This is a genomic window from Pseudomonas kribbensis (genome assembly GCF_003352185.1).
Lineage (GTDB): Bacteria > Pseudomonadota > Gammaproteobacteria > Pseudomonadales > Pseudomonadaceae > Aquipseudomonas > Aquipseudomonas kribbensis.
This window is the reverse complement of record NZ_CP029608.1, coordinates 3,146,327-3,160,058: the sequence shown is the minus strand read 5'-3', so window position 1 is coordinate 3,160,058 and position 13,732 is coordinate 3,146,327. Positions and strand designations below refer to the sequence as shown.

General features: G+C 61.3%; 17 protein-coding genes. 9 read left to right on the top strand and 8 right to left on the bottom strand.

The annotated features are described in order from the left end of the window. Positions 1 to 67: 67 nt before the first annotated feature. Positions 68 to 757, bottom strand: a complete 690-nt coding sequence (locus DLD99_RS14355; RefSeq protein ID WP_114882989.1) for a response regulator transcription factor — start codon at positions 755 to 757, stop codon at positions 68 to 70. Positions 758 to 874: 117 nt separating this feature from the next. Here DLD99_RS14355 and DLD99_RS14350 point away from each other — a divergent pair, with 117 nt between their 5' ends. Together DLD99_RS14350 and DLD99_RS14345 are read left to right on the top strand one after the other, a co-directional pair. After that, the gene (locus DLD99_RS14350) at positions 875 to 1,573 is read left to right on the top strand and encodes a response regulator transcription factor (protein ID WP_114882988.1); all 699 of its coding nucleotides are present in this window, start codon (positions 875 to 877) and stop codon (positions 1,571 to 1,573) included. Further along, positions 1,551 to 2,921 (top strand): sensor histidine kinase, encoded by a 1,371-nt coding sequence (locus DLD99_RS14345; RefSeq protein ID WP_114882987.1) that lies wholly within the window; start codon positions 1,551 to 1,553, stop codon positions 2,919 to 2,921. The genes DLD99_RS14350 and DLD99_RS14345 overlap by 23 nt, the downstream gene beginning before the upstream one ends. Positions 2,922 to 2,934: 13 nt before the next feature. Here DLD99_RS14345 and DLD99_RS14340 read toward each other — a convergent pair whose 3' ends face one another. Further along, on the bottom strand, positions 2,935 to 3,852 hold the full coding sequence (locus DLD99_RS14340; protein ID WP_114882986.1) for a LysR family transcriptional regulator: 918 nt from the start codon (positions 3,850 to 3,852) through the stop codon (positions 2,935 to 2,937). 66 nt (positions 3,853 to 3,918) lie between these two features. On the opposite strand from DLD99_RS14340, the gene DLD99_RS14335 reads away from it, so the two are divergent. Together DLD99_RS14335 and DLD99_RS14330 are read left to right on the top strand one after the other, a co-directional pair. Then, on the top strand, positions 3,919 to 4,536 hold the full coding sequence (locus tag DLD99_RS14335) for a LysE family translocator (protein WP_114882985.1): 618 nt from the start codon (positions 3,919 to 3,921) through the stop codon (positions 4,534 to 4,536). A gap of 125 nt (positions 4,537 to 4,661) precedes the next feature. Further along, positions 4,662 to 5,081, top strand: coding sequence for an organic hydroperoxide resistance protein (locus tag DLD99_RS14330; RefSeq protein WP_114882984.1), 420 nt, complete (start codon positions 4,662 to 4,664; stop codon positions 5,079 to 5,081). Positions 5,082 to 5,094: 13 nt separating this feature from the next. On the opposite strand, the gene DLD99_RS14325 is transcribed toward DLD99_RS14330, so the two are convergent. Both DLD99_RS14325 and DLD99_RS14320 read right to left on the bottom strand, forming a co-directional pair. After that, positions 5,095 to 6,525, bottom strand: coding sequence for an amino acid permease (locus tag DLD99_RS14325; RefSeq protein ID WP_114882983.1), 1,431 nt, complete (start codon positions 6,523 to 6,525; stop codon positions 5,095 to 5,097). 108 nt (positions 6,526 to 6,633) lie between these two features. Further along, positions 6,634 to 7,092: a GNAT family N-acetyltransferase gene (locus DLD99_RS14320; protein WP_114882982.1), complete on the bottom strand. Its 459-nt coding sequence runs from the start codon at positions 7,090 to 7,092 to the stop codon at positions 6,634 to 6,636. 185 nt (positions 7,093 to 7,277) lie between these two features. Here DLD99_RS14320 and DLD99_RS29220 point away from each other — a divergent pair, with 185 nt between their 5' ends. Further along, on the top strand, positions 7,278 to 7,424 hold the full coding sequence (locus DLD99_RS29220; RefSeq protein WP_167443773.1) for a hypothetical protein: 147 nt from the start codon (positions 7,278 to 7,280) through the stop codon (positions 7,422 to 7,424). 114 nt (positions 7,425 to 7,538) lie between these two features. Here DLD99_RS29220 and DLD99_RS14315 read toward each other — a convergent pair whose 3' ends face one another. Beyond that, on the bottom strand, positions 7,539 to 7,964 hold the full coding sequence (locus tag DLD99_RS14315) for a cupin domain-containing protein (RefSeq protein WP_114882981.1): 426 nt from the start codon (positions 7,962 to 7,964) through the stop codon (positions 7,539 to 7,541). Between the two features lie 122 nt (positions 7,965 to 8,086). Further along, entirely contained in the window at positions 8,087 to 8,983 is an 897-nt protein-coding gene (locus DLD99_RS14310) for a transcriptional regulator GcvA (protein WP_114882980.1), read from the bottom strand. A 107-nt stretch (positions 8,984 to 9,090) separates the two neighbouring features. Between DLD99_RS14310 and gstA the strand changes: the two genes are divergently transcribed. After that, complete coding sequence (gene gstA, locus DLD99_RS14305) at positions 9,091 to 9,702, top strand: glutathione transferase GstA (protein ID WP_114882979.1); 612 nt, start codon at positions 9,091 to 9,093, stop codon at positions 9,700 to 9,702. A gap of 23 nt (positions 9,703 to 9,725) precedes the next feature. Here the strand turns inward: gstA and DLD99_RS14300 are convergent, their stop codons facing one another. Beyond that, positions 9,726 to 10,412, bottom strand: a complete 687-nt coding sequence (locus DLD99_RS14300; protein ID WP_114882978.1) for an alpha/beta hydrolase — start codon at positions 10,410 to 10,412, stop codon at positions 9,726 to 9,728. Positions 10,413 to 10,577: 165 nt separating this feature from the next. Between DLD99_RS14300 and DLD99_RS14295 the strand changes: the two genes are divergently transcribed. Together DLD99_RS14295 and DLD99_RS14290 are read left to right on the top strand one after the other, a co-directional pair. Beyond that, positions 10,578 to 11,174, top strand: a complete 597-nt coding sequence (locus DLD99_RS14295) for a paraquat-inducible protein A (RefSeq protein WP_114882977.1) — start codon at positions 10,578 to 10,580, stop codon at positions 11,172 to 11,174. Beyond that, entirely contained in the window at positions 11,171 to 11,842 is a 672-nt protein-coding gene (locus DLD99_RS14290) for a paraquat-inducible protein A (RefSeq protein WP_085709859.1), read from the top strand. The genes DLD99_RS14295 and DLD99_RS14290 overlap by 4 nt, the downstream gene beginning before the upstream one ends. A 10-nt stretch (positions 11,843 to 11,852) precedes the next feature. Here DLD99_RS14290 and DLD99_RS14285 read toward each other — a convergent pair whose 3' ends face one another. Further along, positions 11,853 to 12,602, bottom strand: coding sequence for an SDR family NAD(P)-dependent oxidoreductase (locus DLD99_RS14285; RefSeq protein ID WP_114882976.1), 750 nt, complete (start codon positions 12,600 to 12,602; stop codon positions 11,853 to 11,855). A gap of 165 nt (positions 12,603 to 12,767) precedes the next feature. Here DLD99_RS14285 and DLD99_RS14280 point away from each other — a divergent pair, with 165 nt between their 5' ends. After that, entirely contained in the window at positions 12,768 to 13,664 is an 897-nt protein-coding gene (locus tag DLD99_RS14280) for a LysR family transcriptional regulator (protein ID WP_114882975.1), read from the top strand. The last annotated feature ends 68 nt before the right edge of the window (positions 13,665 to 13,732 follow it).

Sequence of the window (13,732 nt, the reverse complement as noted above, 5' to 3'; positions counted from 1 at the left end):
ATCCACGAATGCGGCGAAGATAGCGAGGAGTGCCTGCCAGAGCGTTCCCCGGCAGATAAACTTTTGTTTAGCCTTGCTCGGGCGTCGTCTGGAAGCTGTAGCCTGCACCGGGGATGGTCCGGATCAGCGAATAGTCGAAACCGTCATCGAGTTTGCGCCGCAAGCGGTGGATGTGTTTGTCGATGACGTTGTTGTTGGGGTCGAAATCGTAATCCCAGGCACTGTCGAGCAACATGTCGCGGGTGACGATCTGGCCGCTGTGGCGCATGAGTTTTTCCAGCAACAGGGCTTCGCGGTGCTGCAAGGCAATCACCTTGCCCCGGCGTACGGCCGTGCGCGTGGCGCAGTCCAGTTGCAGTTCACCAACCACCAGTTGCCGCGCCGGCCCCGCGACCTGATCGCGCCCGCGCAGCAAGGCTTCGAGCCGCGCCAGCACTTCGGCGAACGCATAGGGCTTGGCCAGATAATCATCACAACCGGCCTGCAAACCTTCGACCTTCTGCTCGGTCGAGGCCTGGGCACTGAGCATCAGGATCGGCACCCGCACCTGCCGGGCGCGCAAGGCCTTGATCAGGCCGATGCCATCGAGGCCGGGCAAGCGTCGGTCGACGATCAATACGTCGTGGATACCCTCCAGCGCCATGTCCAGACCGCTGTTGCCATCGCCGGCGACATCGACCACATGCCCGCTTTCGCTCAAACCGCGCAGCAGGTAAGCGGCGGTCTGGGCATCGTCTTCAACCACGAGAATGCGCAAGGCACCTACTCCATCAAGCCAACCTGAACTTTTATTTATCCGGCGGGAACGTGGCGCAACCGCAGGCTTTGCCACACTATGCCATCTCTGCCTGATGATGTGAGTGGTTCAAAAGCCATGACCCATGTTCTGGTCGTCGAGGACGACTTGCCCACCCGCCGCGAAATCGAAGCGGCGCTGACTGACCACGGTTTCACCGTGAGCAGCGTCGACAATGGCCGTGAAGGCTTGCTCAAAGCCCTCGGCGAGCCATTCGACCTGATTGTGCTCGACCGCATGCTGCCCGGCGGCCTCGACGGTCTGGGCGTGCTTACCGCGTTGCGCGCCGCCAGCGTGAACACCCCGGTGCTGATCCTCAGCGCCCTGAGTGCGCTGGACGAACGGGTACGCGGCTTGCGCGCCGGCGGCGACGACTACCTGACCAAACCTTTCGAATTCATCGAGCTGACCGCCCGCCTGGACGCCTTGAACCGGCGCCGGGCCGAACCGGTGGCCGTGACTCAAGAAACCCGTCTGAAGGTCGGTAACCTGGACGTCGATCTGTTAAGCCGCACCGTACGCCGTGGCGAGCGCACCATCGATCTGGTGCCCCGGGAATACGCGCTGCTCGAACATCTGGTGCGGCATGCCGATCAGGTAGTGACCCGCACCATGCTCTTCGAAGCGGTATGGAATTACAGCTATGACGAACGCACCAACGTGATCGAAGTGCATATGAGCCGCCTGCGCCGCAAGGTCGATGGCGAAGGCGAAGGCGAGCCGCCGATGATCCATACCATTCGTGGAGCCGGGTATGTCCTCCGTTCACCTGAGTGAAATCCCGCGCACCATCAGTTTTCGCACGGCGCTGCTGTTTCTCGGGCTGTTCGGCTGCTCGTTTCTGGCGTTGTTCGGTTACGTCTACTGGCAAACCGCGTTCTACCTGAAGACCGAAGCCGACACCGCCCTGTATCGACAAGTGGAAAACCGCAGCGCCCAGCCGCCAGAACTGCAATTGCAGGAGATCCGCAAACACGCCCTGCAGGATGTCGAAGCGCGCCTGCCCCACAGCCTGTTCGATGCCGACGGCAAATTCATTGCCGGGGTCATCAAGCAACTTCCACCCTTCTCCGCCTACGACAAACCGCAGGAGTTTCGCTGGCTCAAGTCCAACGGGCATCACCGGCCCGTGCGCTTCATCGTGCATAAACTGGCGGACGGTAAAACGTTGCTGGTCGCCCAGGACGTTCACGACATCCGCGAGTTCGACGAGCTGCTGATCAACGCGCTGATTTCCGGTGGCCTGCTGCTGTTGCTGGTCGGGCTGCTCGGCGCCGTGGTGCTGGGTTATTCAGCGCACCGGCGGCTGGACAAGGTCAGTCGCTCGATCAAAGGCATCATCGAAGGTGATTTGAAAGGATTGCCGGTCAAGGGCAACAACGATGACATCGACCGCCTCGCCTCGGTGGTCAACGGCATGCTCGATGAGCTGGAGCGTTTGATGAGTGAAGTCAAAGGCGTATGCGACGACATCGCCCACGACCTGCGCACTCCCCTGACGCGCCTGATCGCCGGCCTGGAACGCACCCAGCGTCGGGGACTGGATGAAGCGCAATACGCCGCCAGCATCGACGCGGCGCTGACCGAGGCCAAAGCCTTGCTGCTGACCTTCAAGGCCCTGCTGCGGATTTCGGAAATCGAAAACAGCGCCCGGCGCAGCCACTTCGCCCCGCTGGACCTGAACCTGATCAGCGCTGATGCCGCCGAACTGTACGAACCGCTGGCCGAAGAACGCGGCATCAGCCTGACCATCGAAAACAGTCAGGCCCCCGCGATCATGGCCGGCGACGCACAACTGCTGTTTGACGCCCTGTGCAACCTGCTCGACAACGCCATCAAGTTCTCGCCCGACTACAGCCAGGTGCGTCTGAGCGTGATTGCCGATCATGAAACCGTGGGTATTCGCGTCACCGACAATGGCCCCGGCATTCCCCCGGCCGAACGCGAAGCAGTGTTGCGTCGGTTGTACCGCGCCGAATCCAGCCGCCATACGCCGGGCAACGGCTTGGGCTTGAGCATGGTGTCGGCGGTCGCGCGCCTGCATGACATGCGGGTGACAGTGAACGATGCGGCGCCGGGATGCCGGATTGATTTGTTGGGCAAGGCAACGCCGGCCAGCCATTGAAAACCGACAGGTTTTAACCCACCGTCCGCAACCACTCCAGCAAATCCATTTCCAGGCTGCCCGGTTTGGGAGGCGCAGGCGACAGCAGGCAATAATGCGAGCCGTCTTCAACGAAGCCTGCCGGTGCGGCCAACACCCCGCTCTCGATATCATCGCGAACCAGATGCCAGGGACCTATGGCCACTCCAAGGCCGGCGACAGCCGCCTGAATGCTGAAATAAAAGTGCTCGAAAGACTGCATCTGCGTCGCAGAAACCGGCTGGCCCGCTGCGGTGGCCCATTCCTGCCAGGCCGTGGGACGGCTGCTCGTTTGCAACAGAGGCGTCGTGGCGCGCAGGCATTTGCCGCTTTCATCGAACCACTCACTGACCTTATCCGGCCGACAGACTGGCCCGACCTTTTCGGCAAACAAGCGCTCGGCGTGGTAACCGGGAGGCCGGGGGAAATCGTCGCGGCGAATGGCCAGGTCGATTCCCTGTTCAAATGAAAACGGACCGCCGCCGGCCACCAGATGAATGTCCGGGCCGCGATGTTGTTTCTGGAAATCACTCCAGCGCGGAATCAACCAGCGCATCAACAGCGTGGGTTCGCAGGACAAGACCAGCCGCCGCGTACGACGCGCCTCAGTGCGGATCTCGCGGACGGCCTGGTTCATCACCCCCAAACCTTCGCTCACCGCTTTCAGCAGTCGCCTGCCCGGCTCCGTCAGGAAAACCCTTCGCTGGCGCCGCTCGAACAGGTCAACGCCCAGATCCTCTTCAAGCAGGCGCACGGCCCGGCTGATGGCGCCGGGTGTCAGATGCAGTTCGTCAGCCGCACGGGCGAAATTCTCGAACCGGCCTGCGGATTCGAAGCAACGCAGCGCCAGCAGAGAAGGCATTCGCCCCTCGGAAAACGGTGAGTCAGATTCACCATTTGCTTCAGAAATCATCGTTAGTTCCAGCGCTCGCTATCTGTAAACATGGCTTTCTATCACCAACCCACTCAAGGTTCCACCATGAACGAATGGATAGTCGTAATCACCATCACGCTGCTGGCATGCATCAGCCCCGGACCGGACTTCGCCCTGGTCTCGCGCAACGGTTTGCTGCTCTCTCGACGCGCAGGCGTTCTCACCGCGATGGGCATTGGTCTGGGCGTGCTGGTACATGTCGGCTACACCCTGCTCGGGCTCGGATTGGTGCTTCAACAATCGCCGTGGTTGTTCAATGCACTGAAACTGGCGGGGGCTGCGTATCTGGTTTATCTGGGCATCAAAATGCTTCGCTCCAGACCTGACGTTCAGCAGCCGGATGCCGCGTCACCTGCCCTGTCGGATCTGGCCGCGTTGCGTTCAGGTTTTCTCACCAATGCGCTGAACCCCAAAACCTCGATTTTCATCGTGAGCCTGTTCATGGGCGTCGTCCGGCCGGACACCGGCCTGCCGGTACAAATGGCCTACGGGGTGTTCATTGCCGGGGCGCATGTGCTGTGGTTCGGCCTGGTGGCGCTGTGTTTCTCGGCCGGGCGGGTACGGGAGAAACTGTTGGCGGCACGGCAGTGGATTGACCGGGCGTTCGGCGGCCTGCTCGTGGGCTTCGGGGTTCTGCTGACGCTGTCTCAGCGATCAGGCTGAACGCATTGCTACACAGCGATACATAACCCCCGTTTCATGACACATCCCCGGTACATGCCGATGCAAAAGTGTGGGCCATCGGAACCTTACTTCCGACTCAACCACTCACACAGGCAGGCCTTCTCATGATCAATCAAATCGACACCGTGCTGTACACCGGCAAGACCCGCACCACCGGCGGACGCGATGGCGCCTCGCGCAGTTCCGACGGCAATCTGGACGTCAAGCTGTCGCCACCGGGTTCCAACGGCAGCGGCACCAACCCGGAACAACTGCTGGCGGCCGGCTGGTCTGCATGCTTCATCGGCGCCATGGGCAAAGCGGCGGCTGCGCTGAAGATCAGACTGCCGGCGGATGTGGCGGTGGAGACCGAAATCGATCTGGGCAAGACCGGTGACGCGTTTTTCCTGCAGGCACGCTTGAGTGTCAGCCTGCCGGGGCTGGAGCCTTCGGTCGCCCAATCGCTGGTGGAAGCCGCGCACCAGACCTGCCCTTACTCCAAGGCCACGCGCGGCAACATCGACGTGACCCTGCGGGTGATCTGAATCCCGATCCTCCCTATACGCCCGAGGCAGTGCCTCGGGCGTTTTGTTTTGCCGGAACAGACGCGTTCGGCTGTCCATGCTGACGGGTGGTCACGAGCCCGATAAAGGAAATCGCCAGCGCCAGGCCAATGGTCGAAGTCACTTCCAGACGATGCTCCGGCGTCACCATCATCACCGCGAGCGCCGCGCAGATGAACGCCATCACCAGATACGTCAGCCACGGAAACAGCCACATGCGGAACGTCAGCTCGACATTCTGCCGAAGCAGCATCCGGCGCATGCGCAACTGAGAAACTGCGATCACCAGGTACACCAGCAGCGCGATGGCACCGGAACTGGCGAGCAGGAATTGAAACAGGCCGGCGGGCATGAAGTAGCTGAGCAGCGTCACTCCGGCACCGATGACGCTGCTGGCAATCACCGCCGCCCTCGGCACGCCTGCGCCGGAAGTCACTTTCAACGCGTGCGGTGCATCGCCGCGCAGCCCCAGTGAAAACAGCATGCGCGAAGCGATATAGATCGACGAGTTCATGCAACTGGCCACGGCGATCAACACCACCACATCGACCATGAATTTGGCGTGGGGAACGTTCATCAACTCCAGTGCGCGCTGATAGGAACCGACGGACGCCAGCAGCGGGTCGTTCCAGGGCACCACGGAAATCACCACGAAAATCGACAGCAGGTAAAACACGCCGATGCGCCAGATCACCGAACGCGTAGCCTTGGCGATGTTCTGTGCTGGATTGTCCGATTCGGCAGCAGCGATGGTCACCGCCTCGGTGCCGATGAAACTGAACATGATGGTGATGAAGGCGCCGACCACCGCCGAAAGGCCATTGGGGGCGAACCCGCCATGTTCTTCCATCAAGCGGCTGAGGCCGCTGGCTTCGCGTTCCGGAATCCAGCCCATCAGCACGGCAAAACCCACGCCGATGAAACCAATGATCGCCACGACCTTGGCCATGGCGAACCAGAATTCGAACTCGCCGTATTTGGAGACACTGAACAGATTGGTGATTACCAGGAGAATGATCGACACCAGCGCAAACAGCCACGCATCGACCTGGGGAAACCACTGATTCAAGACATGCCCGGCGGCCAGCGCCTCGATGGGAATGACCAGCACCCAGAACCACCAGTAGAGCCAGCCGATGGTGAAGCCGGCCCAGCGGCCGATGGCCTGATCGGCATAGGTGGAGAACGATCCGGTGTCCGGTCGGGCCACCGCCATTTCCCCCAGCATGCGCATGACCAGCACCACCAACAGGCCGGAAAACAGATACGCCAGCAACACCGCCGGCCCCGCCGCCGCGATGGCGTGCCCGGAACCGACAAACAACCCCGCGCCGATGATTCCCGCAATTGACAACATGGTCACGTGACGCGGCTTGAACCCCTGCGCCAGTTGACCGCTCGATTCCTTCGAATTCAGGCTGTTCATTGTTTTTGTTGTTCTCTGATGGACGCCTCACCTTACGTGGCTGAAGTTGAACGCAAATAGCTCGAGTGCGGCATGCCGATGCCTGATTTCGACATACCCGGGTGACGGTCAGCGAGAACCGACAAGCGTTTTGCGCATGAAAACCCGGGCAAATCCGTCCTCGATAGCGCGATGGGTTTCCACAAAACCGAGCTTTTCATAGATGGCGACGTTCTCGGTCATCCGCTCGTGGGTGTACAGCCGCACCGCCTCGCAACCGAGACTCAGCGCATGCTTTTCACAGAAGGTCATCAGCACTTTGCCGAGGCCCTTGCCCTTGTGCCGGGGCGACACGGCGACGTTGATCAGCAGCAACTCCTTGCCTTCCTGGCTCATCACCAGCACACCGAGGATTTCATCGTTGTCGGTCAGCACGAACGTGTCGGTTTCGCGCAGCACTTGTTCATAGTCGTCGAGCATCGGCGCGGGTTTGCGGCCGATGCGAGCGATGTAGGGGCTGTAGGCCTCATCGACCAGTGCGGCGATGGGCGCGGCGTCTTCGGGTCGGGCGCGGCGGAGGGTCTGCAAGGGGAGCCTCTTCAGTGATGGTGATTGAGGCGCTCAGCATGCGATGGATGACGATCCTTGAGCAAATCCATCACCTGTCCGTAGCACAATCGAAGCGCCCGAGGATGAACATACGTTCACCAAAAACCTCGCCGGATGCGTCTAGTCTGCGGATTCCAACATAGTGACTACAGGAGTAACCCACCATGTTCTCGCACGAAAGCATCCCGCTGATCATCCTTTTCATCATCCTGCTGCTTGGCGTGCTGACGGCTGTTTTGCATCCGGTGCATGCGTTTTTCAGCTGGCTCAAGCGGCGCAAGCAAAGGGCATCTGCCGGAGTTGTGAAATAAGTGGATGCGCGCTGAAGTTGCTTCAGTTCGAATCGGGCGGCATCAGCCTGCGTTGAATCCGCCGACAACAAAAAAGGCCTGCCACATTGGCAGGCCTTTTCAGTATCCCGGTCGTTACTGCTTGAGGATCAACAACGGCTCGCCCTTCTTGACGATGTAAGTCGCCAGCTCCGAGCCCTTGTCATTCCCAACGTTCTTCGCGATGTGCGCCACACCTTCCGGGATGAACAGCGAATCGCCGGCCTTCAGCGTCACCGGCGCCCGGCCTTCGAGCTGGTATTCGAAGGTTCCGCTGATGACGTAGGCGACTTCAACGCCCGGGTGGGCATGTCGGGGCGAGGTGATGCCCGGTTCGAAATCGACCCGGGCCTGAATCACTTCGCGATCCGCAGCGCCCAGGTCCTGATGGACCAGATCCGTGCGGCTCAGGCCTTGTTGCCAGCTCTTGGCGGGAGCCGCAGGCTGGGTGTCGGCGGCGTGTGCGAGGCCGGTCATTGAAACCAGTACGGCGGCTGCGGTCATCAGAAGTGTGCGGCGCATGGTGTTGCCCTCTTGGAAGTAGTGAAGTGACGCCGCTACTTTGAAGAGGGCATGTACCGGGAATGTGTCCCGATATCGGCGCTTGTTAGCTCACTGTGTACCAGGGCGGGATTGATACACGCTCATACAACTCGCACCACCTGCGACAGCCACTGCCTGAAGGCGACGATCTTTTTCGAGCCGGCGTTTTCATGGGGCGTGACGAAGTAGAAACCCGAGTCGGACTTGAGCCGCAAATCAAACGGCGCCACCAACCGCCCGGCGCGTAAATCGTCCTCGACGTAGGTCGACCGCCCGATGCACACGCCCTGCCCGTCAATCGCCGACTGCACCGCCATCATGGCCAGGTCGAAGGTCAGGCGCGGGCCTTTGGCCGGGAGTGGCGGTTGACTTGCGGCGTTCAGCCAGGCGCTCCAGTCATCGGCGGTCTGCCCGCTGACGTGCAGCAAAGTGTGCCGGGCCAGATCGGCCGGGGTGCGGATCGGGTCCGGCCCGGTGAGCAGGCTCGGACTGCACACCGGGAAAATCTCGTCGGCCATCAGCCAGTCGGCGCGCAGTCCCGGCCAGTTTCCGTTGCCGTAGCGGATCGCCGCATCGATGCCGCCCTTGCGAAAGTCCACCAGCTCGGTGGATGCACTGATGCGCACATCGATCTCGGGAAACGCCTCGCGAAACGACGGCAGGCGCGGCAACAGCCATTTCGACGCCACCGACACCAAAGTGCTGATCGTCAGGACGCTTTGATTGTTCGCCTCCAGCAAACGCTCGGTCGAATGGCGCAGTTCCATAAACGCCGAACGAACACCGGGAAAATAAGCGTTGCCCTCTTCCGTCAGCGCCAATCCGTCCTTCAAGCGCATGAACAGGCGCACGCCGAGTTCATCTTCGAGCCGACGTATCTGATGGCTGATCGAGGTTTGCGTGACGTTCAGCTCTTCGGCGGCGCGGGTGAAACTCAGGTGTCGGGCCGCGCATTCAAAGGCGCGCAACCCGTTGAGCGACGGTAGTCGGGTGAGCATGAGGTCTCTTCAGTCCATGAGATTTTGTCATACGCTAGCACTGCAGATGTCCTTTGCGAAGCGCCGCCACAATGCCGGATTCTGGGCCTTCATTTGAAGGAGAACCCATGAAACTGTACTTCGCCCCCATGACCTGTTCGCTGGCCCCGCACATTGTGCTGCGAGAACTGGCGCTGCCGTTCGAACTGATCCGGGTCAACAACCAGACCAAGCGCACCGCCGACGGCAGGGACTTTCGCGAGATCAATCCGAAGGGTTACGTGGCCGCGCTGATGCTCGATAAAGGCGAGGTGCTGACCGAAGGCCCGGCGATTCTGCAATACCTCGCCGACCTTGCTCCCGACCAGAGACTGGCCCCGGCCAATGGCACCTGGGAGCGCTCGCGCCTGCAGGAGCACCTGAATTTCATCAGTTCGGAAATCCATGGCGGCAGCGCGCCGCTGTTCAGCAGCGAAATCCCGGAATCCACTAAAACGATCTTCAAACACAAACTCTTCAAACGTCTGGATTACCTGAACCGCATCCTTGCGACTCAACCCTTTCTGATGCAGGCGTTCGGCGTGGCGGATGCCTACCTGTTCACGGTGTTGAAGTGGTTGCCGACCTTCAGCATCGCCATCGAAGACTGGCCAGCGCTGGCGAACTACATGACGCGCATCGCCGAACGGCCCGGTGTGAAGGCTGCAATAGCGGAAGAGGAAGCCACGCAACCGGTGTGAAGCGCCCGGTTGCGTGGTCGTTGTCAGGCCTTCGCGGCCTCGTCGATCAGCGCCGCCACTTCGGCAGCGCGGGAGGCCAGCGAGGCGTGGCTGGCGTCGAGGGTGATGACTTTCTTCGCATTGAGCCGTGCCGACATGCGTTTCTGGTTATCCGGGTGAATCATGTGGTCCTGGCTGGAAATCTGATACCACGACGGTTTGTGCTTCCAAGCCGGATCACTGATGACATCGCCGAAAGTGCTGGCCAGCGGCGCTTTCTGGGTGACGGCCATCACCAGCGCTTCATCCGCCGACAGGTCCTGGCAAAAGCTTTCATGGAACTTGTCGGCCTTGAGCCAGAGGAAACCGTCACTGTCCGGGGCGAGATTCGGCGCGGCGGCGGGCAGATGTTCCTGAGTGATGCCGCCGGGGCTTTCGCCCTGATCCGGTGCGAACGCGGCGATGTACACCAGCCCCGTCACATTCGGTTGATTGCCGGCCTGGGTGATCACCGCCCCGCCGTAGGAATGCCCGACCAGCAGCACCGGGCCGTTCACTTGCGCGACCATTTTGCGCGTGCGCTCGGCATCGTCAGCCAGTGATGTCAGCGGCATCTCCACCGCCTGAATCGCGCGGTAGCCCTTGCGCGACAGTTCGACAATGACCTTGCCCCAATGCGCGGCCCCGCCCCAGAACCCGTGTACCAGCACAATCGTCGGTTTTTCACTCATGGCCCTGCTCCTGCTCGTAATGAATTCGGCGCCAAGGAGTATGGAACGCTTCCACAAACCCGGCGGGCCGGCAGACCAAAGGTGCATTTCGGGATGTGACAGTTGTCGGATGCCCCAACGCGCCTATATTGAAGAAGGTTCAAGCCTCCCCCCCACGAGCGCCCCATGGCCACGACTGATCACCTGATCATCTGCGAGCATTGCGACTGCGTGTACGAAAAAGCCACGCTCGCCCGCTACCAGAAATCCCTCTGCGCCCGTTGTGGTGGCGTGCTCCAGCGCCACAACAACCTGAGCGTGGAGCAACGTCTGGCCCTGAGTTTTACCGCCGCGATGCTGTGGCTGTTCGCCAATTTCTACCCGGTGATGAGCATCAGCATGAAGGGCCTGAAAAACAGCGCGACCCTGTGGGATTCGGTGCTGGCCCTGAGTCAGGGGCCGATCACCTTTATGGCCATGGTCGCGGCGATCTCGATCATCATCGCCCCGGCCTTTCAACTGGTTTTGCTCATCTGGGTATTGAGCTTCGCCCTCGCCTCGCGCCGCTCGCCGGCCTTCAAGCTGTGCATGCGCTGGCTGGAAGCGCTGCGGCCGTGGAGCATGCTCGAAGTGTGCCTGCTCGGGGCGATGGTGGCGGTGTTCAAACTGGCGGGCATGCTCGATGTGATCCCCGGCATCGGCCTGTTTGCGCTGGCCGTGCTCAGCCTGTTGCTGATCCGCGTCGCCGGACGCGACATACGTGATTTGTGGGACATCCTGTGAAACGACCACCGACCGCCAGCGAACTCAACCTCTGCCTGTGCCACAGCTGCGGACTGGCCTGCGACATGACTGACGAGCCGCACCAGTGCCCGCGCTGCGACGCGCCGCTGCACCGGCGCAAGACCAACTCCCTGGCCCGCACCTGGGCCTACATGTTCGCCGCCCTGGCGTTTTACGTGCCGGCGAATCTGCTGCCGGTGATGAACACCACCCTGCTCGGCAACGGCGCCGACAGCACCATCATGAGCGGCGTGCTGGAGTTCTGGGAACACGGCGCGTGGGACATCGCGCTGATCATCTTCATCGCCAGTATCGCGGTGCCGGGGATCAAGTTCATTGCGCTGACGCTGCTGCTGGTCACCGTGCAACGGGACAGCCACTGGGCACGCCGGGAACGTTCGAAGCTGTATCGGTTCGTCGAGTTGATCGGCTACTGGTCAATGCTCGATGTGCTGGTGGTCGCACTGGTGGCGGCGCTGGTGAAATTTCAGGCGCTGGGGGATATCGAGCCGCGACCGGGGATTCTGTTTTTCGGGCTGGTGGTGGTGTTCACCATGCTCTCGGCCATGAGCTTCGACCCGCGGCTGATCTGGGACAAGGCGCCGGCCGAAGAAACCGATGAAACAGACGAGCCCCGACACTCGAACGAACAAGTGCCGGGGCATTGAGTGACTCCAATCAGATCTGCGCGGTGCCGCCGTCGACGAACAATTCGATGCCGTTGACGAAACTGCTGTCATCCGAAGCGAGGAACAGCGCAGCCTTGGCAATCTCGCTCGGCTCGCCCAGACGCCCGATCGGCACCACCGACGCCAGTTGATCGAACAGCCCTTGCGCGTGTTCCGCCGGCACCAGCCCTGCCAGACCTGGCGTACGCACCGGGCCGGGGCTGATGGCGTTGACGCGGATGCGCCGAGGTTTCAAGTCCAGCAGCCACGACCGGGCGAAGTTGCGCACGGCGGCTTTGCTCGCGCTGTAGACGCTGAAGTTTTCCGTGCCTTGCACCGAAGTGGTCGATGAAGTCAGCAAAATCGAAGCGCCGTCGCGCAGCAGCGGCAGCGCCTTCTGCACGGTGAACAGCGTGCCCTTCACGTTGGCGTCGAAAATCCGGTCGAAGTGTTCTTCGGTGATCGAACCCAGCGGCAGCATGTCGCCGCCACCGGCATTGGCGAACAGGATGTCGAGGTGCCCGGCCTTCTCGGCGATTTCGCGGTAGATGCGGTCCAGATCGTCCAGTTTTGCCACGTCGCCCTGAATGCCTATGGCGCGAGGGCCGATGGCGGCGACGGCTTTGTCCAGTTCGGCCTGACGACGGCCGGTGATGAATACCGTGGCGCCCTGGGCGACGAACTCCTGCGCCGAAGCCAGGCCGATGCCGGTGGTGCCGCCAGTGATCAGTGCGATTTTGCCTTCAAGTCTGTTGCTCATGATGTGTCTCCAATAACCGTTTCAAGGAAGGTGACGGGTCGTAGGTGAGCCGTTGGAAGCGACTTTAGGCCGATGGATTGAATTGAAAAATCCGCAAAATCGGTTTTGTTTGTGCACGGATATGCACAATACTCAGCCCTGTCTTCGATCCTTGAGTGCAGCCCGATGAATCAGTTACTGGCGATCCGCGTGTTCGCCCGCGTCGTGGAAAGCGGCTCGTTCACCAAAGCCGCCGACTCGTTGAACCAGCCGAAAACCACGGTCAGCAAACTGATCGGGCAACTGGAAAGCCACCTCGGCGTGCGCCTGCTGCAACGCACCACCCGGCGCCTGACCGTCACCGCCGACGGCGCTTCCTACTACCAACTGACCCAGCAACTGCTGCATCAACTGGACGACATCGATCAGGGTTTCAGCCAGGCCCAGGGCTTGCCCCGTGGCCGGATTCGCGTGGACATCGGCGGCTCCACTGCGACCATGCTGGTGATTCCCGAACTGCCAAAATTCTTCGAGCGTTATCCGGACATTCAGGTCGATCTGGGCGTCAGCGACCGCCCGGTGGACTTGATCAGCGAGCGCGTCGACTGCGTGATTCGCGGCGGCCCGCTGACCGAACAGGCTCTGGCTGTGCGCCGCCTCGGCGAAGTGTCCTGGACCACCTGTGCCACGCCCGGCTATTTGCAGCGCCACGGCACGCCGATGCACCCGCTGGAGCTGGCCCGACATCAAATGATCGCCTACCGCTCGGCCTCCACCGGGCGCATCCTGCCGTCGAACTTCCAGCGCAACGGCGAACGCCATCAAATCGAAGGTAAAGGCCTAGTCAGCGTCAACGAAAGCAATGCGCATCTGGCGGCCGGATTGGCGGGACTGGGGATCATTCACACATTCAGCTACACAGTCAGGGCGGCCATCGAACGCGGTGAACTGGTGCCGATCCTCACCGACTGGCGCCCGCCGGCGTACCCATTCCACCTGCTGTATCCGCCGAACCGGCACCTGAGCAACCGCGTGCGGGTGTTCATCGACTGGCTGGTGGAGCGCTTCGCGCAGGTGGACTGAGCCTCGCTGTCGCGCCGATTCGACTAACCTGACGTTGCAGCCGCCGACGTTTTTCCGCAGGCTACGCA